Origin of the sequence: Aureimonas phyllosphaerae, assembly GCF_900113065.1 — a bacterium.
GTDB classification, from domain to species: Bacteria; Pseudomonadota; Alphaproteobacteria; order Rhizobiales; family Rhizobiaceae; genus Aureimonas; species Aureimonas phyllosphaerae.
Genome location: NZ_FOOA01000032.1, coordinates 1 through 25199, shown reverse-complemented (window position 1 = coordinate 25199; position 25199 = coordinate 1). Strand labels below are relative to the sequence as shown.

Below are 25199 nucleotides of genomic sequence, written 5' to 3'. Positions count from 1 at the left end.
CCGCGCTCCACGCCGAAGCCGACGGCACGGTGGAAGCCGTCCACGTCAAGGCCGGCGACCAGATCGACGCCAAGGACCTGCTCGTCGTATTCGCCGCCGGCTAGCGCCATCACAAGCAGTCCCGGCGCTCACGCCGGGTTCTGCCTGTTTGACGAACCGTGCATGATCGTGCATGAGGCTCCTCAGTAAGGAGGCCGCATGACCGAAGTCCTGCCCCATCTCATGGCCGAGCAGCGTCAGGCCGTGATCCGCGAATGGCTGAAGCGGGACGGGCGCGTGCTTGCCGCGCAGCTTGCGGCCAATTTCGGCGTCTCGGAGGACACAGTCCGACGTGACCTCCGCGAGCTTGCCGGGCGCGACGAATGCCGGCGTGTCTATGGCGGCGCCCTGCCTCCCGCGCCGCTCGACGGGTCGCTGAACACGCGGCGGATGCAGGCGCAGGACCGCAAGGCCTTGCTGGGTCATGCGATCGCGCGCACGCTCGTGCCGGGTTCGTCCGTCTTCATCGATGCCGGCTCGACCAACCTCGCGGTCGCGGAGGCGCTGCCGCCGGACTCGGGCATGACCGTCATCACCAACGCCCCGTCGATCGCCTGCGCCTTGCAGGACAAGTCCGGCCTGTCGGTGGTGCTGCTCGGCGGACGGCTCGACCCCGGCAGCGGCGCCTGCCTTGGGAGCCAGACGCTGCGCGAGGCCGAGCGCATGCGCCCGTCCGTGCTGGTGCTCGGCGTCTGCGGCGTCGACGCGGAGGCCGGCGTGACCTCGCACGATCTGGAGGAGGCCGATCTGAAGTCGCTCCTCGCATCGCGGGCCGGCGAGATCGTGCTGGCCGCCACCAACGAGAAGATCGGCACCGCGGCATCCTTCTTCGTCGCCCCGATCGACCGGCGCGTGCGCCTGTTCGTCGAGCACGATTGTCCGGCCGAGGCCCTTGCGCCCTTCGAGGGCTTGGACATCCCGATCACCCGCGCGGCCGCCCCGGGCTCGCGCATTCCGGCAAGGACCGTTCGATGACCGCCGACGCCCTGTCCCGCCCCGCCTCGTGGCGCGATGCCTGGCCGCGCGAGCGGCTGGCCGTCTCCGGCGCCTTTCTTGCCAACGGCTTCGCGCTCGGCAACTGGACGCCGCAGATCCCGCTCTTCCAGCAGCGGCTCGGCCTGTCGGAAGCCCATCTCGGGCTCATGATCCTTGCCTTCGGCATCGGGGCTGTCGTCGCCATGCCGCTTCTGGGAGCGGCCACCGCTCGCTTCGGCTCCCGCCGCGCGACGCTCGTGATGCACGCCATCCTTGCCCTGTCGTTGCCGCTCCTCGTGCTGTCGCCGAACGTTCCGGTCGCGGCGCTCGCTATTCTCCTCTTCGGGGCGTCGATGGGCGGCATGGACGTCGCAATGAACGCCAATGCGGTGTCGGTCGAGCGCCAGCGTCCGCGCGCCATCATGTCGTCCTGCCACGGCTTCTGGTCGGTCGGCGGTTTCATCGGGGCTGCGACGGGCGGTTTCCTCATCGTCTCGCTCGGGCCGGTCGGGCATTTCCTCTTCGTGTCGGCGTTGCTTCTCGCCACGCTCTGGCCGATCGGCCGCGCGATGCTCGAGGACCGCGACCTCACTGGCGTCTCGGCGCCCACCGGCGCGGAAGGGGAGGGGCATGCGGCGCCGTCCGCGGCACGCCTTGCCGTTCTCGGCATCGGCATCTGCGCCCTGTTCGGCATGGTGCCGGAAGGGGCGACGATCGACTGGAGCGCGATATACCTTCGCTCCGAACTGGGGGCCGATGTCGCCATGTCGGGCTTCGCTTTCGCCGCCTTCTCGGCGGTCATGGCGCTGTTCCGCTTTCTCGGCGACGGCATCCGCGACCGGCTCGGCGCCGTGCGCACCCTGCGACTGTCGGCGGTCGCGGCCATCGGCGCGCTTCTCGTCGTCGGTCTCGCGCCCAATCTCGGCGTCGCGATCCTCGGCTTCGCGCTTCTCGGGATCGGGCTCTCCAACATCGCCCCGATCGCCTTCTCGGCGGCTGGGAACGTGCCGGGCCTGAAGCCCGGCGTCGGCATCTCCATGGCGACGACGATCGGCTATTCCGGCATTCTGATCGCCCCGTCGGCGATCGGCTATCTCGCCGAACGCTTCGGCTTCCAGGCCGTGTTTCTCGGCCTCAGCCTCTGCCTTGTCGGCATCCTTGCTCTGTCGCCGCTGACCAAAGGCGCCGATGGTCCGCCGACGTCCTGACGGACGTCGGCGAGTATTCAGGCGTGCGTCAGATCCGCCCGAGCAGAAGCAGGATCAGGACGACCACGAGAAGGAAGCCGAGGATGCCGCTCGGCCCGTAGCCCCACGACCGGGAGTAGCCCCAACCCGGAAAGGCGCCGATGAGAAGCAGAATCAGGATGATGAGGAGGATGGTGCCGAGAGACATGTGCGACTCCATGACGCGTGACAATACGCGATCACAACGGCGTCATCGCCCCACCCGTTCCATGGTTTCGTCACGCCGTCGTCACGATTCAGATCAGCACTGTCACCCACACCATCACCGCTGCCGTGAACAGCACGCCGAAGGCGATCGCCGGACGCCAGCTCCAGCCGCGCGACCACGGCCAGACCGGAACGAGCGCGGCGAACATCAGGAGCGCGAAGAGGGCGAGGGCGGCGCCGGGCGTCATGTGGGTTCCATCGCGGGAGGCAACTCGGCGTCGGGATACGGGGCGGCCGGCGCCATCGCAAGCCTTTGCGACGCCGCTGTCACGGTCGCGACACGATGATCCTCTTTTCATGGCATCGCCGAACGGCGATATAGCTCTCGACCCCTGCCGAGGCGGAGACGCCCGGCCATTCCTGACGATCCGCGAGACGAGCCCCCGATGACGCTCCAAGCCCCCGTCGAACCGGTTCTGGCCGATCCCCTCCCGCGCCGCCGCACCGTGGGCGTGTCCGTCGGCGGCGTGGTCGTCGGCGGTCCGGCCCCGGTCGTCGTCCAGTCGATGACCAACACCGACACGGCCGACATCGACGCGACCGTGGCGCAGGTGGCGCAGCTCGCCAAGGCGGGGTCCGAGATCGTGCGCATCACGGTGGACCGCAACGAGTCGGCCGCCGCCGTGCCGCGCATCCGCGACCGCCTGGAGCGGCTCGGGATCGACGTGCCCCTCGTCGGCGACTTCCATTACATCGGGCACAAGCTTCTCGCCGATCACCCGGATTGTGCGGCGGCGCTCGCCAAGTACCGCATCAATCCCGGCAATGTGGGCTTCAAGGACAAGAAGGACCGGCAGTTCGTCGAGATCATCGAGATGGCGATCCGGCACGACAAGCCGGTGCGCATCGGCGTCAACTGGGGCTCGCTCGACCAGGAACTCCTGACGCGCCTGATGGACGAGAACTCAAAGCTCGCCCAGCCGCTCGGCGCGCGCGCCGTGATGCGCGAATCGATCATCCAGTCGGCGCTCCATTCGGCAGCACTCGCCGAAGAGACGGGCCTCGCCCGCGAGAAGATCATCCTCTCGGCCAAGGTCTCGAACGTTCAGGACCTCATCGCCGTCTATCGCGACCTGTCGCGCCGCACGACCCACGCCCTGCATCTCGGCCTGACCGAGGCTGGCATGGGTTCGAAGGGCATTGTGGCCTCCTCGGCCGCGCTCGGCATCCTCCTGCAGGAGGGCATCGGCGACACGATCCGCGTGTCGCTGACGCCCGAGCCCGGCGGTGACCGCACCAAGGAGGTGCAGGTCGCGCAGGAAATCCTGCAGACTATGGGCTTCCGGCAGTTCATTCCGATCGTCGCGGCCTGCCCCGGCTGCGGGCGTACGACGTCGACGCTGTTCCAGGAGCTCGCCGAGACGATCCAGACCGACATCCGGGTCAACATGCCGGTGTGGCGCGAGCGCTATCCCGGCGTCGAGGCGCTGTCGGTCGCGGTCATGGGCTGCATCGTCAACGGTCCCGGCGAATCCAAGCACGCCGACATCGGCATCTCGCTGCCCGGCACGGCGGAAGTCCCCTCGGCGCCGGTCTACATGGACGGCGAAAAGGTCGCGACGCTGCGCGGACCCAATATCGCGCGGGACTTCCACGAGATGGTGCTCGCCTATATCGACCGCCGCTTCGGTCGGCCTGCCGCGGCGGAATGATCCGCCGCCTGGCTCTCGCTCTCGTCGCGGTCGTCTTCGCTCTTGCCCCGGCCGGGGCGGCCGAGCCGAAGGCGGACCCGCGCGTCGGCCGCATCTGCGATCTCATCGCCGAGAACGCGGCGGCGGTCGGCATGGCCCCCGACTTCTTCGCCCGGCTGATCTGGAAGGAATCGCGCTTCGACGAGGGCGCGCGCTCGCCGGTCGGCGCGCAGGGCATCGCCCAGTTCATGCCTTATACCGCCCGCGAGCGGGGTCTCTCCGACCCTTACGACAAGGAACAGGCGCTGCGGCACTCGGCCGAATATCTGCGTGACCTGCGCGCCGAACTCGGCTCCTGGGGACTCGCGGCGGCCGCCTACAACGGCGGCATCAACCGCGTGAAGCGCTGGATGGTGTCGGGCGGGCGGCTTCCCTACGAGACCGAAGACTACGTTCTGTCGATCACGGCCCAGCCGGCGGCCTGGTTTCGCGAGGAGAAGCGCGAGGCGGAGGTGAAGCCTCTGGTCGCCGATCTCGAGTTCGCGCTCGCCTGCCGCCGCCTGCCGATCCTGCCGACGCGCGCCGTGTTCGCGGTGGCCGAAAGCGCGCCGATGCGCCCCTGGGGCGCGCAGGTGGCGGGCCACCCCAACGAGGCGATCGCGGTGCGCATCTATCGCAAGCTTCAGGACCAGTATCCCGCCGTTCTCGGCGGCGTCGAGCCGATCGTGATGCGGGCGCGCCCGATCTCCGGCCCGCGCCGGATCACCGCGGTGCGCATCGGCGCCGATTCGCGGCGCGAGGCGGAAAGCTTCTGCAACAAGTATCGCGGCGTCGGCGGCTCGTGCGTCGTCACCCGGAACCGCTAGCCGGCATGGGGATGATCGGTCTGCGCGATCTGCGGCCGAACGACGTCGGCGGGCTCGCGGACATCTGGCATGCGAGCGCGAGCCTCCCCGGTGTCGGTCCCCCGGTGCTGCCGTCGCGCGAGGCGATGCGCTGGCGTTTCGAGCACGAACTCATGCCGGCTTGCCGCATCATCGTCGCCGAGCAGGGCGGCGAGGCCGCGGGCTTTGCCGCGATGAAGCTTGGGGAGCGGGTGCTCGACCAGTTGTTCGTCCGTCCCGGTCTCCTCGGCAGCGGGGTGGGACGATGCCTTCTCGACGCGGTGAAGCGCGAGATGCCCAGCGGTTTCACGCTCTTCACCCGGCCGACCAATCCGCGCGCCTGCCGCTTCTACGAGGCGGCCGGGTTGCAGATCCTGAGGCGCGAGATCCATCCGCGCTTTGGCGATCCGATCGTCGTCTACGGTTGGCGGCCCGGCGCCTAGAGCCCGAACTGGCGCAGGAGCGCCATCGCGACGACGCCGATGGTGACGCTCGCCAGCACCGAGAGGCGGAGCGACAGGAGTCCGGCCGCGACGATCACCAGCCGCTCCAGCCAGCCGCCGTCGACGAAGACGGGCGTGACGATGGTGATGAGCATCGCCGGCGGCACCGCGTCGAGCGCGGCCTCGACGCGCGGGGGAATGCGCTCGAAGCGCGACAGCACGAGATGGCCGGCGACGCGCGTTCCATAGGTGAGAACGGCGGCGAGAAGGGCGAGAAGCCAGATGTCGTTCATGGCGCGGGCCGTTCGGAGGGCGCTCGCAACACGGCGGAGAGAATGCCGGCAAGGCCGCCGAGCGTCACGTGCCAAGGGGAGCCGAGCGTCAGGTAGACCGCGACCGAGGTGATGGCCGAAACGGCAAAGACCGTGAGGAAGCCGTCGCGTCGACGGAAGCCGAGCGTCAGGGCGAGGAAGTAGATCGGCAGAAGTACGTCGAGCCCGATCGCCCGCTGGTCCCCGATCAGCTTGCCGAAGACGATGCCGCCATAGGTCGAGGCGAGCCAGACGACGTAGAGCACCGCGGCATAGGTGAAGTAGAAGCGCTTGGTGAGGGTACGATGCGCGGCGCGCTCCTCGGCCGCCGCGAAGGTCGGGTCGACGAGGAGATAGAAGGCGAGCGCCTTCTCGCCCGTGTTGAAGCGTCCGAGCTTGCGGCCGACCGAAGCCGAATAGAGGACGTGGCGGAAGTTGAGCGCGACGACGGCAACGAGGATCGACCAGAGCGGCGTGCCGAGCGCCACGAGCTGGAGGATGACGAGCTGCGAGGCGCCGGCATAGATCGCCGCCGAGAAGCCCATCGCCTGGAAGGCCGTCAGCCCGGCGTCGATCGCCAGCGCGCCGAACACCATGCCGAACGGCACGATGGCGATCAGGACAGGCAGGACCTCGGAGAGGGCCGCCGCGACCTCGCCGCGCTGCGCCTCGAGGGTCATTTGCTGCGCCGGGCGACGAAACGCGCTGTGGCCCGCAGCGTCTCCGCACGCTCGCCGAAGGGTTCGAGCAGACCCTCCGCCTCGGCGACGAGCCGTTCGAGTTCGGCGCGCGTCCACGCGATGCCGCGGAGCGCGGGCAGAGTCTTCTTGCCGCGTGCCGCGTCCTTGCCCGCCGCCTTGCCGAGCGTCGCGGCATCCGCCGTCTCGTCGAGAAGATCGTCGGCAAGCTGGAACGCGAGCCCGACGACCTCGCCGTAGCGGCGCATCACGCGGCGGTCGGCCGGCGAGGCGCCGGCGAGGATCGCGCCGGCCTCGGTCGCAAAGGCGATCAACGCGCCGGTCTTCATCGCCTGCATGCGGGCGATCTCGGCCTCGTCGAGGGTCGTGGTCTCGGCGGCGAGATCCAGCGCCTGACCGCCCGCCATGCCGGCGGCGCCCGCCTCGCGCGACAGAAGGCGGATCAGCGCGAGGCGCGCGGCGGGCTCGATCCCGCCATCGCCCTCCGCCACCAGCCCGAAGGCGAGCGTCAGGAGGGCGTCGCCCGCGAGAATCGCGGTCGCCTCGTCGTAGGCCTTGTGAACGGTGGGACGGCCGCGACGAAGGTCGTCGTCGTCCATCGCCGGAAGGTCGTCATGGATCAGCGAGTAGCAGTGGACGCATTCCAGCGCCTGCGCCACCGGCCCGGCCGTTGCGTCATCCGCGCCGAAGAGGGCAGCCGATTCTTCCACAAGAAAGGGGCGGAGGCGCTTGCCGCCGTCGAGCGACCCGTGCCGCATGGCCGCCAGGAGCCGCTCGGGCGCGCCGGCGAGAAGGGGGGACGTGCCGGAAAGCGCTGCGGTAAGGCCCTCTTCCATGCGGGCGGCGGCCTGGCCGAGGCGCGCCTCGAAGGCGGGGTCCACGCTCTGGCTCATCTCACAAGTCTCCTGTCGCTCGCGAGGACGTGTGTGCCCATCCTCGCCCGTGGCGGCAAGGGGAAAGCGGACTTGTTGCCGCGCTTTCCCAGCCTTTGCTAAGAGGGGACGCGAGCCCAAGGGGGGATCTCGACCTCGGCACCAAGACAGGACGCGAATGATCCGACGCATGCTCCATGCCGCCGCGTTCGCGATCGTGCTCCTCGCCGCCATCCCACTGGTGCTGGTGCCGATCTACGCCCTGCCGTTCGTGCGCCCCGTCTCGACGCTGATGCTGGCCGAGCATTTCAGCTTCCAGCCGTTCGAGCGGGAGTGGACGCCGCTGGAGAAAATCTCGCCTGTCCTCGTGCGTTCGGTGATGATGTCGGAGGATGGCCAGTACTGCTTCCACGGCGGGGTGGACTGGAACGCGATGCGCAGCGTCGTCGACCAGGCGATCGGCGACGGGGAGGCGAGTCGCGGCGCCTCGACGATCCCGATGCAGACGGTGAAGAACCTCTTCCTGTGGAACGGTCGGTCCTACCTGCGAAAGGGGCTGGAGCTGCCGCTCGCGCTCTATGCCGACCTGATCTGGTCGAAGAGCCGGACGATGGAACTCTATCTCAACATCGCCGAGTGGGGGAACGGCATCTACGGGGTGGGCGCCGCCTCGCGCTACTACTTCAACAAGCCGGCCTCCGAACTGAGCGCCCGGCAGGCGGCGCTGCTCGCCGTCGCGCTGCCCTCGCCGCTGACGCGCGACCCAGCCAATCCGTCGGCCGGACTGCGCCGGCTGGCGGGCACCGTGGAGGCGCGGGCGCGCGCGTCGGGCGACTATATCGGCTGCATCGGCGGGGTGTGAGCCGCGATTTCGGTAGCCTCCCCTTTGCAAACCGGACCGGGTTTGCTATGCGACCCTCGATTTCCCGTCAGTGCGAAGGGCAGGATCGATCCTCGTCAAGGGTCGGCCGCCGGTCGTCGGTTCGGGAAGGGCCGGGCGCACGGTGCGCTGCCGGCTCGCCAGAGATGAACCACTTGAACGGCGCGACGCTCCTTCGGGAATTCGCGCCGGCGACCTGAACGGAGAGACCGATGGCCGTCCCCAAGCGAAAGACTTCCCCCTCCAAGCGCGGCATGCGCCGCTCGGCCGACGCGCTTACCGCGCCGACCTACATTGAGGACAAGAACTCCGGCGAGCTGCGCCGTCCGCACCACATCGACCTGAAGACGGGCATGTACCGCGGCAAGCAGATTCTGACGGTCAAGGAAAACGCCTGATCCGTTCCGGCCGATGCCCCGGGCGGGCATCGCCGACATGACAAAGGGCCGGTCGCTTCGAGCGCCGGCCCTTTTTCGTTGAATGGGCGCGGCGGCGGCTCAGCGCCGCCGGCTCCGCGATCAGTTCTTCTTGGCGTCCAGCGCCTCGATGCGGCGCTGCATCTCGGCCAGCTGGTCGCGCATCGCCGAGAGGTCGTCCTGCGTCGGGGCCGGCGGAGCGGTCGGCTTGGGCGGCGCGCTCGCGCCCTTCGCGGCCTCGGCGGCGGTGCCCAAAGCATTCGCCATGAACGGGTTGAACACCGCCATCGCCTCGCGGAACATCTCGGTGTTGCGGCGGACCTGCGTCTCCATCATCTGCAGCGGGTTGGCCGAGGTCGCGCGGAAGCTCTCCTGCTCGCGCTGGAAGGCGGCCATCGACTGCTCGAGATAGGCCGGCACCACCATCTGCATCTGGTCGCCGTAGAAGCGGATGAGCTGGCGCAGGAAGGTGATGGGCATTAGGGTCTGCCCGCCCTTGTTCTCCTGCTCGAAGATGATCTGGGTCAGGACGGAATGGGTGATGTCCTCGCCGGTCTTGGCGTCCTGCACCACGAAGTCCTCGTTGCCCTTGACCATGGCCGCAAGGTTCTCGAGCGTGACGTACATGGACGTGCCGGTGTTGTAGAGCCGCCGGTTGGCGTACTTCTTGATCACCGTCGGTTCGTTGCTGCGTGCCATCCGCTCTCTCCCACATGCTGGCCCGGGGGCGGCCTCGCGGCCGTGCTGCCCCTGCGAAGACTTGACCACAGTTTTGCGGCGTTTCCAAACGTTCCGCAGCGCACAGAGCCGTTTGTCCGCAGACCTTTCGACGGGATGCCGCGCGGCATCGGCTCCCCTGCGCCTGCACGCGCGGCGGACCGGGCCGCGGTTGCAACGCAATCTCAGGCTGCAACGTTTGACAGCCGGCGAACCCGTCTGCGAGATAGCAACGGCTGACGCGGCGGCAGGGCCGCGAGCATCCTGCGGGAGGAAAGGCATTCCATGAGCTCTTCTGGACAGTCCATCGTCATCGTCGGTGCGGCGCGCACCCCTGTGGGCGCCTTCAACGGGGCCTTCGCCACCGTCCCGGCGCATGAACTGGGGGCTGCCGCCATCACCGCGGCCCTGCAGCGCGCGGGCGTCGATCCGGGCGAGGTCGACGAGGTGATCCTCGGCCAGGTGCTCAGCGCCGGCGAGGGGCAGAACCCGGCTCGTCAGGCCGCGATGGCGGCGGGCGTGCCGAAGGAGGCGACCGCCTGGGGTCTCAACCAGCTCTGCGGCTCCGGGCTTCGCGCCGTGGCGCTCGGCCTGCAGCAGATCGCGGGCGGCGACGCGCGCATCGTGGTCGCCGGCGGGCAGGAGTCCATGTCCATGGCTCCGCACGTCGCGCATCTGCGCTCGGGCACCAAGATGGGCGACATGAAGCTCGTCGATTCCATGCTGAAGGATGGCCTGATCGACGCCTTCCACGGCTATCACATGGGCAACACGGCCGAGAACGTCGCGCGCCAGTGGCAGATCACCCGCGACGAGCAGGACGAGTTCGCCGTCCGCTCGCAGAACAAGGCGGAGGAGGCCCAGAAGGCCGGCCGCTTCAAGGACGAGATCGCGCCCTTCACGGTGAAGAGCCGCAAGGGCGACGTCGTCGTGTCGGACGACGAGTACATCAAGGCCGGCACGACGCTCGACAAGGTGCAGAAGCTGAAGCCCGCCTTCGACAAGGAAGGCACCGTGACCGCGGCCAATGCCTCCGGCATCAACGACGGCGCGGCCGTCGCCGTCCTGATGAGCGAGGCGGAAGCCTCGCGCCGCGGTCTGACGCCGCTCGCGCGCATCGTCTCCTGGGCGACCGTCGGCGTCGACCCCGCCGTGATGGGCACCGGGCCGATCCCGGCTTCGCGCAAGGCGCTGGAGAAGGCCGGCTGGTCGCTCGACGATCTCGATCTCGTGGAAGCCAACGAGGCCTTCGCGGCGCAGGCCTGCGCGGTGAACAAGGACCTTGGCTGGAACCCCGACATCGTCAACGTCAACGGCGGCGCCATCGCGATCGGTCACCCGATCGGCGCGTCGGGCGCGCGCGTCCTCAACACGCTCCTCTTCGAGATGGCGCGCCGCGATGCCAAGCGGGGGCTCGCCACGCTCTGCATCGGCGGCGGCATGGGCGTCGCCATGTGCTTCGAGCGCGGCTGACGCGGCTCTGAACGCCGGCCGGCTCGCCGCTTAGCGGGCCGGCGTCTCTTCGACAATCGCATCCGACAGCCGGCACGCGCCTTCCCGGAAGGCGCGGCGGGTCGTCGTGCGTCTCCCGTCCGACCTGTCCGGGCGGGGGAGGGCCATCGCATCGTCACGTGAAAAGGGAGGAATGGCATGAGCAGGGTTGCGATCGTCACGGGAGGCTCGCGCGGTATCGGCGCGGCGGTATCCAAGGCGCTGAAAGCGGCGGGCTACAAGGTGGCCGCCAACTATGCGGGCAATGACGAGGCGGCGAACGCCTTCAAGGCCGAGACCGGCATCGACGTCTTCAAGTGGGACGTCTCGGACTACACCTCCTGCGGCGAGGGCATCGCGGCCGTGGAAGCCGCGCTCGGGCCGGTCGACATCCTCGTCAACAATGCCGGCATCACGCGCGACGCGATGTTCCACAAGATGACGCCCGAGCAGTGGAACCAGGTCATCGGGACCAACCTCACCGGCGTCTTCAACATGACGCGTCAGGTCTGGGACGGCATGCGCTCGCGCAAGTTCGGCCGTATCGTCAATATCTCCTCGATCAACGGCCAGAAGGGTCAGGCGGGGCAGGCGAACTATTCCGCCGCCAAGGCCGGCGACATCGGTTTCACCAAGGCGCTGGCGCAGGAGGGCGCGCGCGCCGGGATCACGGTCAACGCGATCTGCCCCGGCTATATCGGCACGGAGATGGTGCGCGCGATCGACGAGAAGGTGCTGGCCGAGCGCATTTTGCCGCACATTCCGGTCGGTCGCCTCGGCGAGCCGGAGGAAGTGGCCCGCAGCGTCCTCTACCTAGTGGCCGAGGACGCCGGGTTCATCACCGGATCGACGCTGACGATCAACGGCGGCCAGTACTTCCACTGACCTCCGTTTTCGATGGTCGGCAACACGGGAGGAACCGAACCGGTTCTCCCGTGTTCTTTCCCGCGATATCGGGCGCGCGATTGTTTCGAACCCATGGCGCCCTCCTTGTTCGTGGAGGATTTCTTATGATCCGCAAGCATCTGACCATTGCCGTCCTAGCGGCTGCCACCATCGCCAGCGCCGCTCCGGCCATGGCGCAGGGCATCGAGATCGGCCGTGACGGCGTTCGTCTCGTCGACCCCAACCGCGACGACATGCGTCGTGATGACATGCGCCGCGACGATCGTCGTGGCCGCGAGATCGGCGAGCGTGACGCGGTCCGTATCGCCCGCGCCGAGGGCGTGCGCGAGGTGGACGACGTCCGTCGCACCAGCCGCTCCTACCGCGTGATCGGCACCGATCGCCGCGGCGACGACATCCAAGTCGATATCGACCGCCGCAGCGGCGACGTCATCGGCGTCCGCTAATACCGGCATCAATGGGACAGGAAAGGCGGGTCGCTCCGGCGGCCCGCCTTTTTTTCGTGCGGCCCTTCGCCGGTCTTGAAGCCGCCACGGGTTCCCGCAAATTTGCCGGCTAGGGACATCCTCTCTTACGGAACCGCCATGTCGAAGCCCCTGCGTTTCTCGCTTGCCCTCGCCGCCACGCTTCTTGCGGCGACCGCGCCCGCCCTGTCCCAGAGCCTCGAGTTCGGGCCGAACGGCCTGCAGATCGTGCCCAACGACCGGCGCGGACCGGACTACGGCTACGACCGTCCGCCCGAGCGCCGCGGACCACCGGGCATCAGCGAGCGGCAGGCCGTGCGCATCGCGCGCTCGGAAGGCATGCGCGAGATCAACGACGTGTTTCGCCAGCGCCGGACGATTCGCATCGAGGGCGCCGACCGTCGCGGCGACGACATGACCGTCATCATCGATGCCCGCACAGGCGACGTGATCGACGTTCGCTGAGAAGCTTCCAGGCGGGGGCGTTTGCGTTTCGTCCATTTCGACCCACCTATGGTGCGATCATGATGGACAGCCACTTCCCCGCCCAGCCGACGCGCCGCTCCGAAGCCGGAGCGGGCGGGCGTGGCGTCACCGCCGTTCTCGGACCGACCAACACGGGCAAGACCTTTCTGGCGATCGAGCGGATGGTCGCCCATTCGTCCGGCGTCATCGGCCTGCCGTTGCGGCTTCTGGCTCGCGAGGTCTACCAGCGCGTCGTCGAGCGCGTCGGTGTCGGCGCCGTCTCGCTGATCACCGGCGAGGAGAAGATCAAGCCGCCGAACGCGCGCTATCAGGTCTGCACGGTCGAGGCGATGCCGCGCGAACCGGGCGCCGCCTTCGTGGCGATCGACGAGGTGCAGCTGGCCGCCGATCTCGAGCGCGGCCATGTCTTCACCGACCGCATCCTCCATGCCCGCGGGCGCGAGGAGACGCTGCTTCTCGGCTCCTCGACGATGCGCGGCGCGCTGGAGCGCCTCCTGCCGGGCATCCAGTGCGTCACCCGGCCGCGCATGTCGCAGCTTCTCTACGCCGGATCGAAGAAGATCACCCGCCTGCCGCGGCGCTCCGCGATCGTCGCCTTCTCGACCGAGGAGGTCTATGCGATCGCCGAACTCATCCGCCGCCAGCGCGGCGGGGCGGCCGTCGTGCTCGGAGCGCTCAGCCCGCGCACCCGCAACGCGCAGGTCGAACTCTACCAGAACGGCGAGGTCGAGTTCCTCGTGGCGACCGATGCGATCGGCATGGGGTTGAACCTCGACGTCGACCACGTCGCCTTCGCGCAGGACTGGAAATATGACGGGTTCCAGTATCGCCAGCTGACGCCGGCCGAATACGGACAGATCGCGGGCCGGGCCGGGCGACACGTGCGCGACGGCACGTTCGGCGTGACGGGCCGCGTCGATCCGCTCGACCAGGATCTCGCCGAGGCGATCGAGGCCCACGACTTCGCCTCCGTGAAGGTCCTCCAGTGGCGCTCGCGCAAGCTCGACTTCGCCTCCGTCGACGCGCTGAAGGCGAGCCTCGATGCGCTCCCGCCGAGCCCGGAGCTCGCCCGCTCGCTGCCGGCCGTCGACCAGCGTGCGCTGGAATTCCTGTCGCGCGACGACGCGGTGATGGCGCGGGCGAACGGCGCGCGCAACGTCGAGCTTCTATGGGAAGCCTGCAAGCTGCCGGACTACCGGCGCATCGCGCCCGCCCAGCACGCCGAAATCATCGCCTCGATCTACGGCGACCTCGTCCGGCGCGGACACGTGGCCGAGGACTACATGGCCGAGCAGGTGCGGCGGGCCGACCTCACGGAAGGCGACATCGACACCCTGTCCCAGCGCATCGCCGAAATCCGCACCTGGACGTATATTTCCCATCGTCCCGGTTGGCTGGCCGATCCGACACACTGGCAGGAAAAGACCAAGGCAATCGAGGACCGTCTGTCCGACGCGCTACACGAGCGGTTGACGAAACGCTTCGTAGATCGCAGGACAAGCGTCCTTATGAGGCGGCTGAGAGAGAGCGCATTCATGGAAGCTGAAATCGGCAGCGACGGCACCGTGCGCGTTGAAGGCCACGAGGTCGGGGAGCTGCAGGGGTTCAGGTTCACGCCGGACACCAAGTCCGACGGCCCGGATGCCAAGGCCGTTCGCGCCGCCGCCCAGAAGGCGCTCGGCGGCGAATACGACAAGCGCGCCGAGCGCTACGCCAACGCCCCGAACGGCGATCTGGCCATTGGTTCCGACGCCCTGGTGCGCTGGCTGGGGGCTCCGGTGGCCTCGCTCGTCTCGGGCGACGATCCCTTGAAGCCGCGCGTCGTGCTTCTGGCCGACGAGCAGCTTGCCGGTCCGGCCCGCGACAAGGTCGTCCAGCGCACCGAGCGCTTCGTCACCTATCAGGTCTCGACGATCCTCAAGCCGCTCGCAGACCTGCGCGATGCCGAGGGCGTCGACGGTGCGGCGCGGGGCATCGCCTATCGCCTCTACGAGAATTTCGGCCTGCTGCAGCGTCGCGACATCGCGGACGAGGTCCGTGGGCTCGACCAGGATGCGCGCGCGGCGCTCCGTCGCCTCGGCGTGCGCTTCGGCGCCTACCACATCTTCGTGCCGGCGCTGGTGAAGCCTGCACCCGCGGCGCTGATGACCCTTCTCTGGGGCATCGCCAAGGACGGGCGCGACAAGCCGGGCTTCGGCGAGGTCACGCAGCTTCTGGCGACCGGGCGCACCTCGGTGGCACCCGATCCGACCTTCGATCCGGTGTTCTACGCGCTGTCCGGCTACCGCCCGCTCGGGCGCCGCGCCGTGCGCGTCGACATTCTGGAGCGTCTGGCCGACCTCATCCGTCCGGCGCTCGCCTGGGCTCCTGGGGCCGCCAAGCGGCCGGACGGCGCCTACAACGGGCGCGAATTCATCGTGACCCCGGCCATGATGTCGATCCTCGGCGCCACCGCCGACGACATGGACGAGATCCTGAAGGGCCTCGGCTATCGCTCGCATGCCGTGCCACAGCCCGAGGTCGACGCCGAACTCCGTCGCCAGGACGAGGCGCAGGCCGCCAAGACTGCGACCACCGAGACGGCACCCGCTTCTGACACCGTGGCCTCGGCCGCTGAGGAGGAGGCTCCGATGGATGCCGCCGACGCCTCGATCGACGGTGAGGCTGGCGCCGACGTGAGCGGTGGCGATTCGGTCGTCACCGATGCGACAGCCGAAACGGCCGATGAGCCTGCAGTCGCGGACATCGCGGAGCCGGTAGCGGCTTCGTCCGAAGGCGATGCGACCGCCGAGTCGCTTGCTTCGGACGCGCCGGTCACTGACGCTCCGGCCAGCGAGGCTGCCGCCGAGGCCGAGCCGGTCAAGATGGTGCTCCTCTGGAAGCCCTCGCGCGGCGAAGGCCGGGGTCGCCCGCAGCAGGGACGCGGCAACAACCGTCCGCAGGGTCGCAGCCAGAACGCGCGCGGTGGCGATGCGAGCCCGGCCGAGACCGGCGGCGATCGCGCGCCCGGTCGTCCGGGACGCGGCAACGGTCGGCGCGAGGACGGGGAGGGCGGCGAGCGCCGCTTCCCGCGCCGCGACGGTGGCAAGCCGGGGCAGGGACGACGCGACGGGCAGGGCGAGGATCGGCGCGAGGATCGCGGCGGTCAGGGCCGGGGCGGTCGTCCCGCCTTCGGCAAGGACCGCGAGGCGTCGCGACCCGCTGCCGAGACCCGGCGGCCCGAGCGCGCGAACAAGCCGATCGATCCCGATTCGCCGTTCGCCAAGCTCGCCGCGCTCAAGGACAAGCTGGGCAAGTAGGGGCAGGCGAGCATGGCGGCAGGCGAGCAGCGCATCGACAAGTGGCTGTTCTTCGCGCGTGTCGTCAAATCGCGCAGCCTCGCCCAGAAGCTCGCCATCTCGGGCGCCGTCCGCGTCAACCGCGAAAAGATCTCCCACGCCGCCCGGCTCGTCCGGCCGGGCGACGTGCTGACGATCTCGATCCACGATCGCGTGCGGATCCTCAAGATCCTCGATCCCGGCGACCGCCGGGGACCCGCTCCCGAGGCCGCGCTCCTGTTCCAGGACCTGACGCCCGCAAGGGCCGACGCCGAGCCCGCCGTCGCGCAGGACGACGGCTGACGGACGGGCCATCGGCGGGGAAGGACATTCCGTCGCCGGGGCCGCCCGTGGAACGGCTCGCTCTTGCAAGCGGCGAGACGAGACGGTACCTCCGCCGATGGAGCGCTTCGCGACCCGAACGGGCCGCGCGGCCGCTCCGATCCGCAACGATCCGTCCGTTTCGGCGTTGCGGGCCAACCGTTCCGGGAATTCGCCATGACCTACGTCGTCACCGACAATTGCATCCGCTGCAAGTACATGGACTGCGTCGAAGTGTGTCCGGTGGACTGCTTCTACGAGGGTGACAACATGCTCGTCATCCACCCGGACGAGTGCATCGACTGCGGCGTCTGCGAACCGGAATGCCCGGCCGAGGCGATCAAGCCCGATACCGAGCCGAATCTCGACAACTGGCTGAAGATCAACGCCGAGTATGCCGAGAAATGGCCCAACATTACCGTGAAGCGCGACGCGCCCGCCGACGCCAAGGCGATGGACGGTGTCGAGGGCAAGTTCGAGAAGTTCTTCTCCGCAGAGCCCGGCCAGGGCGACTGAGCCCAAAGCTTTCCCCACTTATGCCTTTGCGCGTGCAGGGAAATCCTGTCGCGCTCTGAGTTGCCGACATCACAATACCGGTCTCAACCCGTTGCGATGCAGGGGTTGCGCGGCCGGGCGCGCCATATGCGCAAGTCGGTTGAAATTTCCAGACTGATAGGGTATTATTTGTGCAACAGTCGGACGTCGGATGAAGGGTCATGAGACCCGTTCCGGCGTCCAGGTGCTTCTGAAAGGCTTTCCTCCCGCCCGTCCCCTCACTTGAGCGTCCGTTCCGGGCGCCTTTGGGGCTTGCGAAGGAGTTTCCCGAAGTTCCGGACTGCGGCCGGCCACCGAACCGGGATGCTCAATCCGCGGCCCTCGGGTCGTTTCGTGCATAGCGATCTTCCCCGCTCTGCACAACAGGGAGTTTATGAAGCGTATGAGCAGTCAGAAGAAGACCTCCCAGCGCCAGGGTTTCAAGACCGGCGAGAGCATCGTCTATCCGGCCCACGGCGTCGGCCAGATCGTTGCGATCGAGGAGCAGGTGGTCGCGGGCATGAAGCTCGAACTCTTCGTCATCGACTTCGAGAAGGACAAGATGCGCCTGAAGGTGCCGGTCGCGAAGGCCGAAGCCGTCGGCATGCGCAAGCTGTCCGAGACGGATTTCGTCGAGCGCGCCCTCAAGGTGGTGCAGGGCCGTGCCCGCGTGAAGCGGACGATGTGGAGCCGCCGCGCGCAGGAATACGACGCGAAGATCAATTCGGGTGATCTCATCTCGATCGCCGAGGTGGTGCGCGACCTCTACCGCGCCGAGTCGCAGCCCGAGCAGTCCTATTCCGAGCGTCAGCTTTATGAGGCCGCCCTCGGCCGCATGGCGCGCGAGCTGGCCGCTGTCAACGAGATCAGCGAGACCGAAGCGGTCCAGCTGATCGAGGTGAACCTGAACAAGGGTCCGAAGCGCGGCGCCAAGGTCGTCGACGAGGCGGATGCCGACGCCGAGGACGAGGACGACGTGGAAGTCGAGGCCGAGCAGGCTGCCTGACCTTTCCGGTCCCACGCTTTGCGACATTCCGGCCGGCCGCTGACACCAGCGGCCGGCTTTTCTTTACGCTGCGGCAGTGCTAGAGAAGATCAAGCGGTCGAGACCTATCTCCCGCCGATTCCTCACTTTTTTCCGCCGGCTCTTCCCTCTTTGCCGCACCCCGCTATTTCGCGAAAAAAACTTTCCCCTACCGGGAACGTTCCGCGATGCCGCCCGTTTCCAAACTAGTAGCGCAGTGTCCCAAGGGGCACGACGCGCCGAGTTCATCGCGTTTCCAGCGTGACATGGAAGGTCCGGGCCCATGAAATCCCAATCGACGCGTCGTCACCTCATCCAAGCCGCCATGGCCGCCCCCTATCTGCAGCGGGAAGAGGAATACGAACTGGCGGTGCGTTGGAAGGAGCATCAGGACCAGGCCGCCCTTCACAAGATCACCTCGGCACACATGCGTCTCGTCATCTCGATGGCGTCGAAGTTCCGCCACTTTGGCCTCGCCATGAACGACCTGATTCAGGAGGGCCATGTCGGCCTTCTGGAAGCTGCGGCCCGCTTCGAGCCAGAGCGCGAGGTGCGCTTCTCGACCTATGCGACGTGGTGGATCCGCGCCTCCATTCAGGACTATATCCTGCGCAACTGGTCGATCGTGCGCGGCGGCACGTCGTCGGCGCAAAAAGCCCTGTTCTTCAACCTCCGTCGTCTTCGTGCGCGCCTGAACCAGGGCACCGAGAAGATTTCGAGCACCGAGATGTATCGCGAGATCGCGACGGCGCTGAAAGTTTCGGAAGGCGACGTGGCGCTGATGGACTCGCGCCTGTCGGGCCCCGACAGCTCGCTCAACGCACCCCTGATGGAAGACGAATCGGGCTCCGCCGATCGCCAGGATTTCCTGGTTTCGAACGATCCGCTGCCGGACGAGATGGTGTCCGCCTCAATCGACGACGAGCGTCGCGTGATCTGGCTTCGTTCGGCGCTCGGCGTCCTGTCCGAGCGCGAGCTCAAGATCATCCGCGAGCGCCGTCTGCAGGACGATGGCGCGACGCTGGAAGCGCTGGGCTCGAAGCTCGGCATCTCCAAGGAGCGCGTGCGCCAGATCGAGACGCGTGCCATGGAAAAGCTGCGCGTGGCGCTTCTCCAGGCCAACCCGGACGAGGCGGCGTTCATCGCCTGACCCTCACTGAAAGTCCGTGGAAACGAAGAAGGCCGCCCTCGAGGCGGCCTTCTTCGTTTCCGGAGTCGCTTGGGGCTATTCCGCGATGATCTTGTAGCGCTCGCCCGTGCGCACGCCCGACCCGTCCTCCAGATCGTTCAGGAGACGGAACATCTCGACCTTGCGATCGACGCCCTGGATGCGGTCGGCGATCGAGCGTTCGGTGTCGCCGGCTCGCGCGGTGACGATGCGAACGCGCAGCGGCTTCAACTGCTCGCGCTCTTCCGGCCGCAGCACGCGGAACGACCCGGCGACGCTGTCGGCGATCTGCGGAAGGCGCGCGGCGGCGTCCGCCGGGAGCGCTGTCAGGAACCGGTAGACCTGGCTCCCGACGCGGATGACCGTGACGTTGAAGACGTAGGACCCGCCGACGGCCTGTGCCGAGACGGCTTCGAGATCGCCGATGCGGATCGGCCGGATCGTCGAGGCGTCGAGACCGCCGACCCAACCGCTCTGGATGTAGTCCGCAAGCGTCGTCGAGGGCGGCAGGGCGACGCCGTCGAAGCGGATCGCCGTGTCGCCGGGACCGGTCGCTAGCACCGCCTCGGCCGTGTTGTCGATCACGAAACCGTCCGGCACGCCGAAGGTGATGCCAAGGCCCGGATGGTAGAAGGTCCGTCCGCGCACGTAGCCTTCCGACGCGGTGTCGCCGAACAGCATGCCGTCGATCCCGGCGAGATAGCGGTCGCGGTCGGTGACGCCGGTGCCGGGGGGGCCGAACGCGCTCGCATGGCGGCGCGCGAGTTCGACGCGCTGGGGCGCGGCGGGGTGCGAGGCGAGGAAGTCGAGGTTCGGGTTGCTGGCCTGGAACGCGTTGCGGAACGAGGAGAACGAGTCCATCGCCTTCAGGAAGCGCGCGGCGGCATAGGGATCATAGCCGGCGTCGCCGGTCTGCTTGATCCCCATCGCATCGGCCTGCAGTTCCTGATTGCGCGAGAAGCTGGCGAGGTTCAGCCGGCCGCGTGCCAGTGCCGCGCGCGCAGCCGTCGTGTCGGTCGCCAGAACCTCGGTCACCACGCGGCCCGCAAGCTCGGCAGCCTCCTCGCGCTGCTGGCGCTCGATGCCGTGGTTCGCCTTCACGTGACCCATCTCATGGGCGAGCACCGCCGCGACCTCGGCCGAATCGTTGGCGAGCGCCAGAAGGCCGCGCGTCACATAGAGGTAGCCGCCGGGCAGGGCGAAGGCGTTGATGTTGGGCGAGTTGAGGACCGTGATCGAATAGGCGCGGCCGGGATCGCTCGATACGGCGTTCAGCTTGCCGACGATGCCGGCCAGCATGCGCTCGAGCTTCGGGTCGGAATAGGCGCCGCCATAGGCCGCGAGGATGCGCGGGTGCTGCGACTTGCCGATGGGCGACTGGGGATCGTTCGACTGCACCGCCTCGAACGACACCGGCGCGCGGTTGACCGGGGCGACGAGGCTCGATTCCGTGCCCGCGCCGCTCGCCACGTCCTCCAGGCCGCCGGTCAGCGTGGTGCATCCAGCCAGCCACAGCGCGAAGGGCAGTGCGAAACCTGTGCGCAGGGCCCGGCCCATGCCGTTTCCCGCCCGCTCCGTTCCCGCTGGCCGCGCCCGTTGCCGCATTCCAGAATGTCCCCACACATGCCGATCCGTTCGGATCGTCTTCCGGTCTAGCCGATCAGGGCCGAGCCGTGGAAGGGCCGGCGCGTCACAGGATGCCATGAAACGCCTCGCCCGCACGCTGCCCCATGAGAGAGGAAAGGGACCAAATTAGGGTTCGGATCCGCGCGTCGCGCCGAGATAGGCGGCAACGCGGGGATGGCGCCCCGAAAGGACCTCGTCCGGCGTGCCGCTGAGGACGATCCGTCCCGCCTCCAGAAACGCCACACGGTCGGCGTGTCCGAGCGCGTCGCCCGGATGATGCGTGACCATGACGATCGCGGGCGGCCGCGGGGCCTCGACCCGCAGGCGGTCGATGAGGTCCAGCATCTCCTTGCGCAGAGCCGGCCCGAGGGCTGCGAAGGGTTCGTCCAGCGCAAGGATCGGTCGCTCGCGCAGGAACGCGCGGGCCAGCGCCACGCGCTGGCGCTCGCCGCCGGACAGTTCGCCCGGCAACCGCCCGGCGAGGGCACCGAGCCCGACGCGGGCCAGCGCATCGCGCGCCCGGGCGAGGGCGGCTTCGGGCAGCCGCCAGGTCGGGCTGATGCCGAGCGCGACGTTTCGCTCGGCCGACAGGTGCGGGAAGAGGTTGTCGTCCTGGAACACCACGCTGATCGGACGCTCGGCCGGCGAGCGGTCCGTCACATCGCGCCCTTCGAGACGTACCGTGCCGGATTCGGGCTTCAGGAAACCGGTGAGGATGTCGAGCAGGGTCGATTTCCCCGCGCCCGACGGACCGATCACCGCCAACCACTCGCCCGGCGCGACGTTGAGGTCGAAGCGCATCCCGCTCGTCTCGTGCGCGAAGGTGACGGCGTCGAGTTCGATGGCGTTCATTCGGGTGTCTTTCGGCCGCCGAGACCGCGCTCGGCGAGGAGAATCAGTCCGAGGCACAGGAGCGCCAGAAGAAGCGCGATACCTTCCGCATCGGTCGAGCGATAGCTGCCCATGCGCTGGAGCAGGAGATAGGGGAGGGTGACGAGGTCGGAATTGCCGAAGAGGGCGACCACCCCGAGATCGCCGAGCGAAACCGCCATGCCGAAGGCGCCGGCCAGCGCCAGCGGACGACGCAGCGCCGGCCATTCGACATGCCGCAACCGGGCGAAGCCTCTGAGGCCGAGATGATCGGCGAGGCGACCATGCCGTCGCACGACTGCGGCGACTTCGGGGGCGAGGATGCGTGTCGCATAGGGAACGACGAGGATCGCGTTGCCGATCACGACGATGGCCGGCGCGAACCGGGCGACGTCGCCGATTTCGCGCAAGGTGAGGAACCAGCCGGCACCGACGACGATCGGCGGCACGACGAGGACGAGGCTGCTGGATAGCGACAGGAGGATGCCACCGCCGCGACCCGCGCCGCTGGTGCCGAATGCGAGGGCCGCGGAAAGGACCAGTCCGAGAATCGAGGCTGCGACCGCGATGGCAAGGCTGCGCGAAAGCGCGGCAAGAAACGCCGGATCGGCGACGATCCGCGGGAGATCGGCCTGCAGGCCCGCCACGAGGATCGCCAGAAGTGGCGCAAGAAGAAACGCGGTTGCCGTCGCGACCACTGTGGCGTCCCAGGCGAAGGCCGGCACCGACCGGCGATCGAAGCGTCGACTGGCCTGCGCGAGGCCGAACCCTGCGTCCACGCCACCGGTCCAGCCCGTCGTCGGCAGGAGGAGCAGCGCTACCAGCCCGACCTGGACGAGCGACAGCGTGAGGGCGCGCGCCGGATCGAAGTCGTAGCGCAGCGACTGGTAGATCGCGACCTCGAGCGTCGTCGCACCCGGCCCGCCGCCCAGCACGAGCACGAGCGTAAAGCTCGTGACGCACAGCATGAACACGAGGCCAGCGGCGGGACCGAGCGTGCGCCGGACCACCGGCCATTCGACGATGCGGAATGTCGCCCAGCGCGACAGCGACAGCTGCCCGGCGATCTTCCAGCTTTCCGCCGGCACGCCGGAGAGGCCGCCGAGGGTCAGCCGGGCGACGAGCGGCATGTTGAAGAAGACGTGCGCGACGAGGATGCCGGTGAGGCCGTAGATCGAGGGGCGCGGGAGGCCCGCGAGCACGAAGGCGTCGGCGACGACCCCGTTGCGGCCGAACACGGTGATGAGCCCCAGTGCGCCGACGAGGACGGGCAGCGCCTGCGGGAGGAAGAAGAGGCGCAGGAGCAGGGCACGGCCGGGAAAGCGGAGGCGATCCAGCGCCATCGCCAGGGGGATGCCGAACGCGACCGAGAGGAGGGTCGACAGGACCGCCTGCAGAAGCGTGAAGCCGAAGACCGTGCGCAGATAGGGATCGGCGAGAAGGGCGACGGGCGAGACCGGCAGGATGCCGGCGAGGAGCGGCAAGAGCGCGAGGGGCAGGAGGCAGAAGGCGAGCACGAAAGCGGCCGCCAGCATTCCGGCCCGGCGCCGGCGCCGGGCATCGTCCCCGATGCGCGCGCCCGGTCGTTCGCCCGTCCTCAGCGCCCGAGACCCCGCAGCCATTCCGCCGTCCATTCGGCGCGATGGGTGGCGACGTCGGCAGCTGGAATCTCCAGCGGACGCGACGGCTGGACGAGGGTGTCGAAGGCGGCGGGAAGCGGCTCGCCGGTCGGGGCGGCGGGCAGCGACCAGTTACCGGTCGGGATGATCGACTGGAATTCCGGCATCAGCATGAAGGCGAGGAAGCGGCGCGCGAGCTCGGGCTGGCGCGAGGTCCGCAGCATCCCCGCAAGTTCCACTTGGAGGTAGTGCCCTTCCGAGAAGGCGGCGGCCTTGTAGCGGTCCGTTCCCTCCTCGATCTGGTGGTAGGCCGGCGAGGTCGTATAGGACAGGACGATCGGCACCTCGCCCTTGGTGAAGAGGCCGTAGGCCTCGCTCCAGCCGGGCGTCACGGTGAGGACGCGGCGGGACAGCTCGGCCCACTTCGCCTCCGCTTGGTCGCCGAAGACCGCCTTCATCCAGAGCAGCAGCCCGAGGCCCGGCGTCGAGGTGCGCGCATCCTGGATCGCGATCTTCTGGTCGGGATCGCCGGAGACGAGTTCGGCAAGGCTCTTCGGCGGGTCGGCGATGCTCTCGGAATCATAGACGAAGGCGAGATAGGAATAGTCGAAGGGCACGAACGTATCGTCGGAAAAACCACCGGGGATCGTCAGTGGCTTAAGGTCGACGCCGGACGGAGCGAACAGGCCCGTCGCCTTCAGTTCGGGCACGAGCTCGGCGGTCATCCCTAGCGCGATATCGGCCTGCGTGCCCTCTCCCTCGAGCTTCAGCCGGTTGAGGATGGCGACACCGTCCTCGAGGCCGACGAAGCGGAGATCGCAGTCGCACTGCGCCTCGAACGCCTTCTCGATGCGCGGGCCCGGCCCCCAGTCCGGCGTGAAGCTCTCGTAGGTGTAGACGGTGAGCACCGGCCGGTCGGCGTCTTGCGCAAGAGCGATCGACGGCAGGACGGCGGCGGCGGCGCAGAACGCGGAAAGGGCCAGGCGCATGAATGGAACTCCTCTTGCCGGAGTTCGATGCGCGCTCCCTCGACCACTTGCCGCGGAAGCCCCCCATCCCTCCGCCGGTACGAGCCGGATCAGGTTCAGCGGGTTGGCGGACAGCCTCTCAGCCCCGACAAGGGCACCCCGTGTGAGCGGCCGCAACGTTGCCCGGATCACGCCGGGAGAGCAAGGGGTTGGTGGCCCGCGACGTGCAACTCTCCCCAGCCGCGCGGCAATACGCTATGCGCTGGCGCGATGAGCCGCTTCACGATCCTTCTCGCCGGTCCGATCCACGCGTCGGCGCGCCTTCTGGCCGAGGTGCGCGGTACGCGTACGATCGCGGCCGATGCCGGCATCGCGCATGCCGCGACCCTGGCGCTCAGCCCGGAACTCTGGGTCGGCGATTTCGACTCGCACGAGGGCGAAGACCCCGTCGACGTGCCGCGCCACGAATGGCCGCGCGACAAGGATCGGACCGACGGCGAGATCGCGATCTCCGAGGCCTTCGAGCGGGGCGCCAGCTCCGTGCTTCTCGTCGGTGCCTTCGGCGGGCGAACGGATCATGTCTTCTCGCATCTTGTCGTGGCCCTGCGCGAAAGCGCGGCGGGGCGCCCCGTGACGATGTTCGACGGCCGCGAATGGGCCTTTCCCCTCGCGGCAGGGCGACAGGCCTTCGCGTCCGAGCCCGGCGCGCAGTTCTCGATCCTCAAGTTCTCCGACCTTCGCGGCCTGACGATCGAAGGCGCACGCTTCCCGCTGGATCGCGCCGATATCGCGTTCTCGTCGATCCTGACACAGAGCAACGAGGCGATTGGCCAGGAGGTGACGATCGACCTCGCAGATGGGCGAGCCGTTTTCCTGCTGCAGGCCGATCCCGCGCGGCGCTGACGTCTTGCGGCAAGGCTGGCCCTCGGCGGACCGTTCGTATAAGCTTCGTCCCGGTCGGTCTCATAGCTCAGCAGGATAGAGCACCAGATTCCTAATCTGGGGGTCGTAGGTTCGAATCCTACTGAGATCGCCAACGAATTCAGTGTTTTAGTCTGCTGACTGCCCGGTGCGTTGCGACGGTG

At 68.5% G+C, this 25199-nt stretch carries 27 protein-coding genes, 1 tRNA gene and 1 riboswitch; of the genes, 18 read left to right on the top strand and 10 right to left on the bottom strand.

What is annotated here, in order from left to right:
* The first annotated feature begins 198 nt into the window (after nucleotides 1–198).
* Both BM175_RS21000 and BM175_RS20995 read left to right on the top strand, forming a co-directional pair.
* Nucleotides 199–1014 (top strand): DeoR/GlpR family DNA-binding transcription regulator, encoded by an 816-nt coding sequence (locus tag BM175_RS21000; RefSeq protein WP_090966617.1) that lies wholly within the window; start codon nucleotides 199–201, stop codon nucleotides 1012–1014.
* Nucleotides 1011–2222 carry an MFS transporter gene (locus BM175_RS20995; protein ID WP_090966615.1) on the top strand — a complete coding sequence of 404 codons (1212 nt, stop codon included), beginning with the start codon at nucleotides 1011–1013 and terminating at the stop codon, nucleotides 2220–2222. The genes BM175_RS21000 and BM175_RS20995 overlap by 4 nt, the downstream gene beginning before the upstream one ends.
* 28 nt (nucleotides 2223–2250) lie before the next feature.
* Here the strand turns inward: BM175_RS20995 and BM175_RS20990 are convergent, their stop codons facing one another.
* Nucleotides 2251–2409, bottom strand: coding sequence for a DUF3309 family protein (locus tag BM175_RS20990; RefSeq protein WP_082505214.1), 159 nt, complete (start codon nucleotides 2407–2409; stop codon nucleotides 2251–2253).
* An 88-nt stretch (nucleotides 2410–2497) separates the two neighbouring features.
* On the bottom strand, nucleotides 2498–2656 hold the full coding sequence (locus BM175_RS22505; protein ID WP_139224747.1) for a DUF3309 family protein: 159 nt from the start codon (nucleotides 2654–2656) through the stop codon (nucleotides 2498–2500).
* Between the two features lie 198 nt (nucleotides 2657–2854).
* On the opposite strand from BM175_RS22505, the gene ispG reads away from it, so the two are divergent.
* Genes ispG through BM175_RS20975 form a run of 3 tightly spaced genes read left to right on the top strand, consistent with a single transcriptional unit; the run spans nucleotide 2855 to nucleotide 5426 of the window.
* Nucleotides 2855–4120 carry a flavodoxin-dependent (E)-4-hydroxy-3-methylbut-2-enyl-diphosphate synthase gene (ispG, locus tag BM175_RS20985; protein ID WP_090966613.1) on the top strand — a complete coding sequence of 422 codons (1266 nt, stop codon included), beginning with the start codon at nucleotides 2855–2857 and terminating at the stop codon, nucleotides 4118–4120.
* A complete protein-coding gene (locus BM175_RS20980; RefSeq protein WP_090966611.1) occupies nucleotides 4117–4965 on the top strand; it encodes a lytic transglycosylase domain-containing protein in 849 nt (282 codons plus the stop codon). Before ispG ends, BM175_RS20980 begins: the two co-directional genes overlap by 4 nt.
* Nucleotides 4966–4970: 5 nt before the next feature.
* A complete protein-coding gene (locus tag BM175_RS20975) occupies nucleotides 4971–5426 on the top strand; it encodes a GNAT family N-acetyltransferase (RefSeq protein ID WP_090966608.1) in 456 nt (151 codons plus the stop codon).
* On the opposite strand, the gene BM175_RS20970 is transcribed toward BM175_RS20975, so the two are convergent.
* The 3 genes from BM175_RS20970 to BM175_RS20960 are packed head-to-tail and all read right to left on the bottom strand — an operon-like array spanning nucleotide 5423 to nucleotide 7271.
* Entirely contained in the window at nucleotides 5423–5719 is a 297-nt protein-coding gene (locus tag BM175_RS20970; RefSeq protein WP_090966606.1) for an AzlD family protein, read from the bottom strand. The two genes, BM175_RS20975 and BM175_RS20970, sit on opposite strands and share 4 nt — an antisense overlap.
* Nucleotides 5716–6417, bottom strand: coding sequence for an AzlC family ABC transporter permease (locus BM175_RS20965; RefSeq protein WP_090966604.1), 702 nt, complete (start codon nucleotides 6415–6417; stop codon nucleotides 5716–5718). Before BM175_RS20965 ends, BM175_RS20970 begins: the two co-directional genes overlap by 4 nt.
* The gene (locus BM175_RS20960) at nucleotides 6414–7271 is read right to left on the bottom strand and encodes a polyprenyl synthetase family protein (protein ID WP_244546104.1); all 858 of its coding nucleotides are present in this window, start codon (nucleotides 7269–7271) and stop codon (nucleotides 6414–6416) included. Before BM175_RS20960 ends, BM175_RS20965 begins: the two co-directional genes overlap by 4 nt.
* Before the next feature lie 214 nt (nucleotides 7272–7485).
* On the opposite strand from BM175_RS20960, the gene mtgA reads away from it, so the two are divergent.
* Together mtgA and rpmF are read left to right on the top strand one after the other, a co-directional pair.
* On the top strand, nucleotides 7486–8169 hold the full coding sequence (mtgA, locus tag BM175_RS20955; protein WP_090966600.1) for a monofunctional biosynthetic peptidoglycan transglycosylase: 684 nt from the start codon (nucleotides 7486–7488) through the stop codon (nucleotides 8167–8169).
* 230 nt (nucleotides 8170–8399) lie between these two features.
* Nucleotides 8400–8585 carry a 50S ribosomal protein L32 gene (rpmF, locus tag BM175_RS20950; RefSeq protein ID WP_090966598.1) on the top strand — a complete coding sequence of 62 codons (186 nt, stop codon included), beginning with the start codon at nucleotides 8400–8402 and terminating at the stop codon, nucleotides 8583–8585.
* Nucleotides 8586–8705: 120 nt separating this feature from the next.
* Here the strand turns inward: rpmF and phaR are convergent, their stop codons facing one another.
* Nucleotides 8706–9302: a polyhydroxyalkanoate synthesis repressor PhaR gene (gene phaR, locus BM175_RS20945; RefSeq protein WP_090966596.1), complete on the bottom strand. Its 597-nt coding sequence runs from the start codon at nucleotides 9300–9302 to the stop codon at nucleotides 8706–8708.
* Nucleotides 9303–9605: 303 nt separating this feature from the next.
* Between phaR and BM175_RS20940 the strand changes: the two genes are divergently transcribed.
* The 9 genes from BM175_RS20940 (at nucleotide 9606) to BM175_RS20900 (ending at nucleotide 19013) form a co-directional block, all read left to right on the top strand.
* Complete coding sequence (locus BM175_RS20940; protein WP_090966594.1) at nucleotides 9606–10793, top strand: acetyl-CoA C-acetyltransferase; 1188 nt, start codon at nucleotides 9606–9608, stop codon at nucleotides 10791–10793.
* A gap of 177 nt (nucleotides 10794–10970) precedes the next feature.
* The gene (gene phbB / locus BM175_RS20935; protein ID WP_090966592.1) at nucleotides 10971–11696 is read left to right on the top strand and encodes an acetoacetyl-CoA reductase; all 726 of its coding nucleotides are present in this window, start codon (nucleotides 10971–10973) and stop codon (nucleotides 11694–11696) included.
* 125 nt (nucleotides 11697–11821) lie between these two features.
* On the top strand, nucleotides 11822–12163 hold the full coding sequence (locus BM175_RS20930; RefSeq protein WP_090966590.1) for a hypothetical protein: 342 nt from the start codon (nucleotides 11822–11824) through the stop codon (nucleotides 12161–12163).
* Nucleotides 12164–12301: 138 nt separating this feature from the next.
* Nucleotides 12302–12646 (top strand): hypothetical protein, encoded by a 345-nt coding sequence (locus BM175_RS20925; protein WP_090966588.1) that lies wholly within the window; start codon nucleotides 12302–12304, stop codon nucleotides 12644–12646.
* 62 nt (nucleotides 12647–12708) lie between these two features.
* Complete coding sequence (locus BM175_RS20920; protein WP_090966586.1) at nucleotides 12709–15966, top strand: helicase-related protein; 3258 nt, start codon at nucleotides 12709–12711, stop codon at nucleotides 15964–15966.
* 12 nt (nucleotides 15967–15978) lie between these two features.
* Nucleotides 15979–16287: an RNA-binding S4 domain-containing protein gene (locus tag BM175_RS20915; protein WP_090966584.1), complete on the top strand. Its 309-nt coding sequence runs from the start codon at nucleotides 15979–15981 to the stop codon at nucleotides 16285–16287.
* A gap of 195 nt (nucleotides 16288–16482) precedes the next feature.
* Entirely contained in the window at nucleotides 16483–16821 is a 339-nt protein-coding gene (fdxA, locus tag BM175_RS20910) for a ferredoxin FdxA (RefSeq protein WP_055886394.1), read from the top strand.
* A gap of 412 nt (nucleotides 16822–17233) precedes the next feature.
* Nucleotides 17234–17845, top strand: a complete 612-nt coding sequence (locus BM175_RS20905; RefSeq protein WP_175526958.1) for a CarD family transcriptional regulator — start codon at nucleotides 17234–17236, stop codon at nucleotides 17843–17845.
* A 301-nt stretch (nucleotides 17846–18146) separates the two neighbouring features.
* The gene (locus BM175_RS20900; RefSeq protein ID WP_055886390.1) at nucleotides 18147–19013 is read left to right on the top strand and encodes an RNA polymerase factor sigma-32; all 867 of its coding nucleotides are present in this window, start codon (nucleotides 18147–18149) and stop codon (nucleotides 19011–19013) included.
* Nucleotides 19014–19088: 75 nt separating this feature from the next.
* Here the strand turns inward: BM175_RS20900 and BM175_RS20895 are convergent, their stop codons facing one another.
* The 4 genes from BM175_RS20895 to thiB all read right to left on the bottom strand — a co-directional run bounded on the left by BM175_RS20895 (nucleotide 19089) and on the right by thiB (nucleotide 24135).
* Nucleotides 19089–20588 carry a M48 family metalloprotease gene (locus BM175_RS20895; protein WP_090966581.1) on the bottom strand — a complete coding sequence of 500 codons (1500 nt, stop codon included), beginning with the start codon at nucleotides 20586–20588 and terminating at the stop codon, nucleotides 19089–19091.
* 195 nt (nucleotides 20589–20783) lie between these two features.
* The gene (locus BM175_RS20890) at nucleotides 20784–21509 is read right to left on the bottom strand and encodes a thiamine ABC transporter ATP-binding protein (protein WP_090966579.1); all 726 of its coding nucleotides are present in this window, start codon (nucleotides 21507–21509) and stop codon (nucleotides 20784–20786) included.
* Nucleotides 21506–23149: a thiamine/thiamine pyrophosphate ABC transporter permease gene (thiP, locus tag BM175_RS20885; protein WP_244546103.1), complete on the bottom strand. Its 1644-nt coding sequence runs from the start codon at nucleotides 23147–23149 to the stop codon at nucleotides 21506–21508. The genes BM175_RS20890 and thiP overlap by 4 nt, the downstream gene beginning before the upstream one ends.
* Nucleotides 23125–24135 (bottom strand): thiamine ABC transporter substrate binding subunit, encoded by a 1011-nt coding sequence (thiB, locus tag BM175_RS20880; protein WP_090966575.1) that lies wholly within the window; start codon nucleotides 24133–24135, stop codon nucleotides 23125–23127. The genes thiP and thiB overlap by 25 nt, the downstream gene beginning before the upstream one ends.
* A 49-nt stretch (nucleotides 24136–24184) precedes the next feature.
* Nucleotides 24185–24286, bottom strand: a riboswitch (TPP riboswitch).
* Between the two features lie 98 nt (nucleotides 24287–24384).
* Between thiB and BM175_RS20875 the strand changes: the two genes are divergently transcribed.
* Together BM175_RS20875 and BM175_RS20870 are read left to right on the top strand one after the other, a co-directional pair.
* Nucleotides 24385–25017, top strand: coding sequence for a thiamine diphosphokinase (locus BM175_RS20875; RefSeq protein WP_090966573.1), 633 nt, complete (start codon nucleotides 24385–24387; stop codon nucleotides 25015–25017).
* A gap of 56 nt (nucleotides 25018–25073) precedes the next feature.
* Nucleotides 25074–25150, top strand: a tRNA-Arg gene (locus BM175_RS20870).
* The last annotated feature ends 49 nt before the right edge of the window (nucleotides 25151–25199 follow it).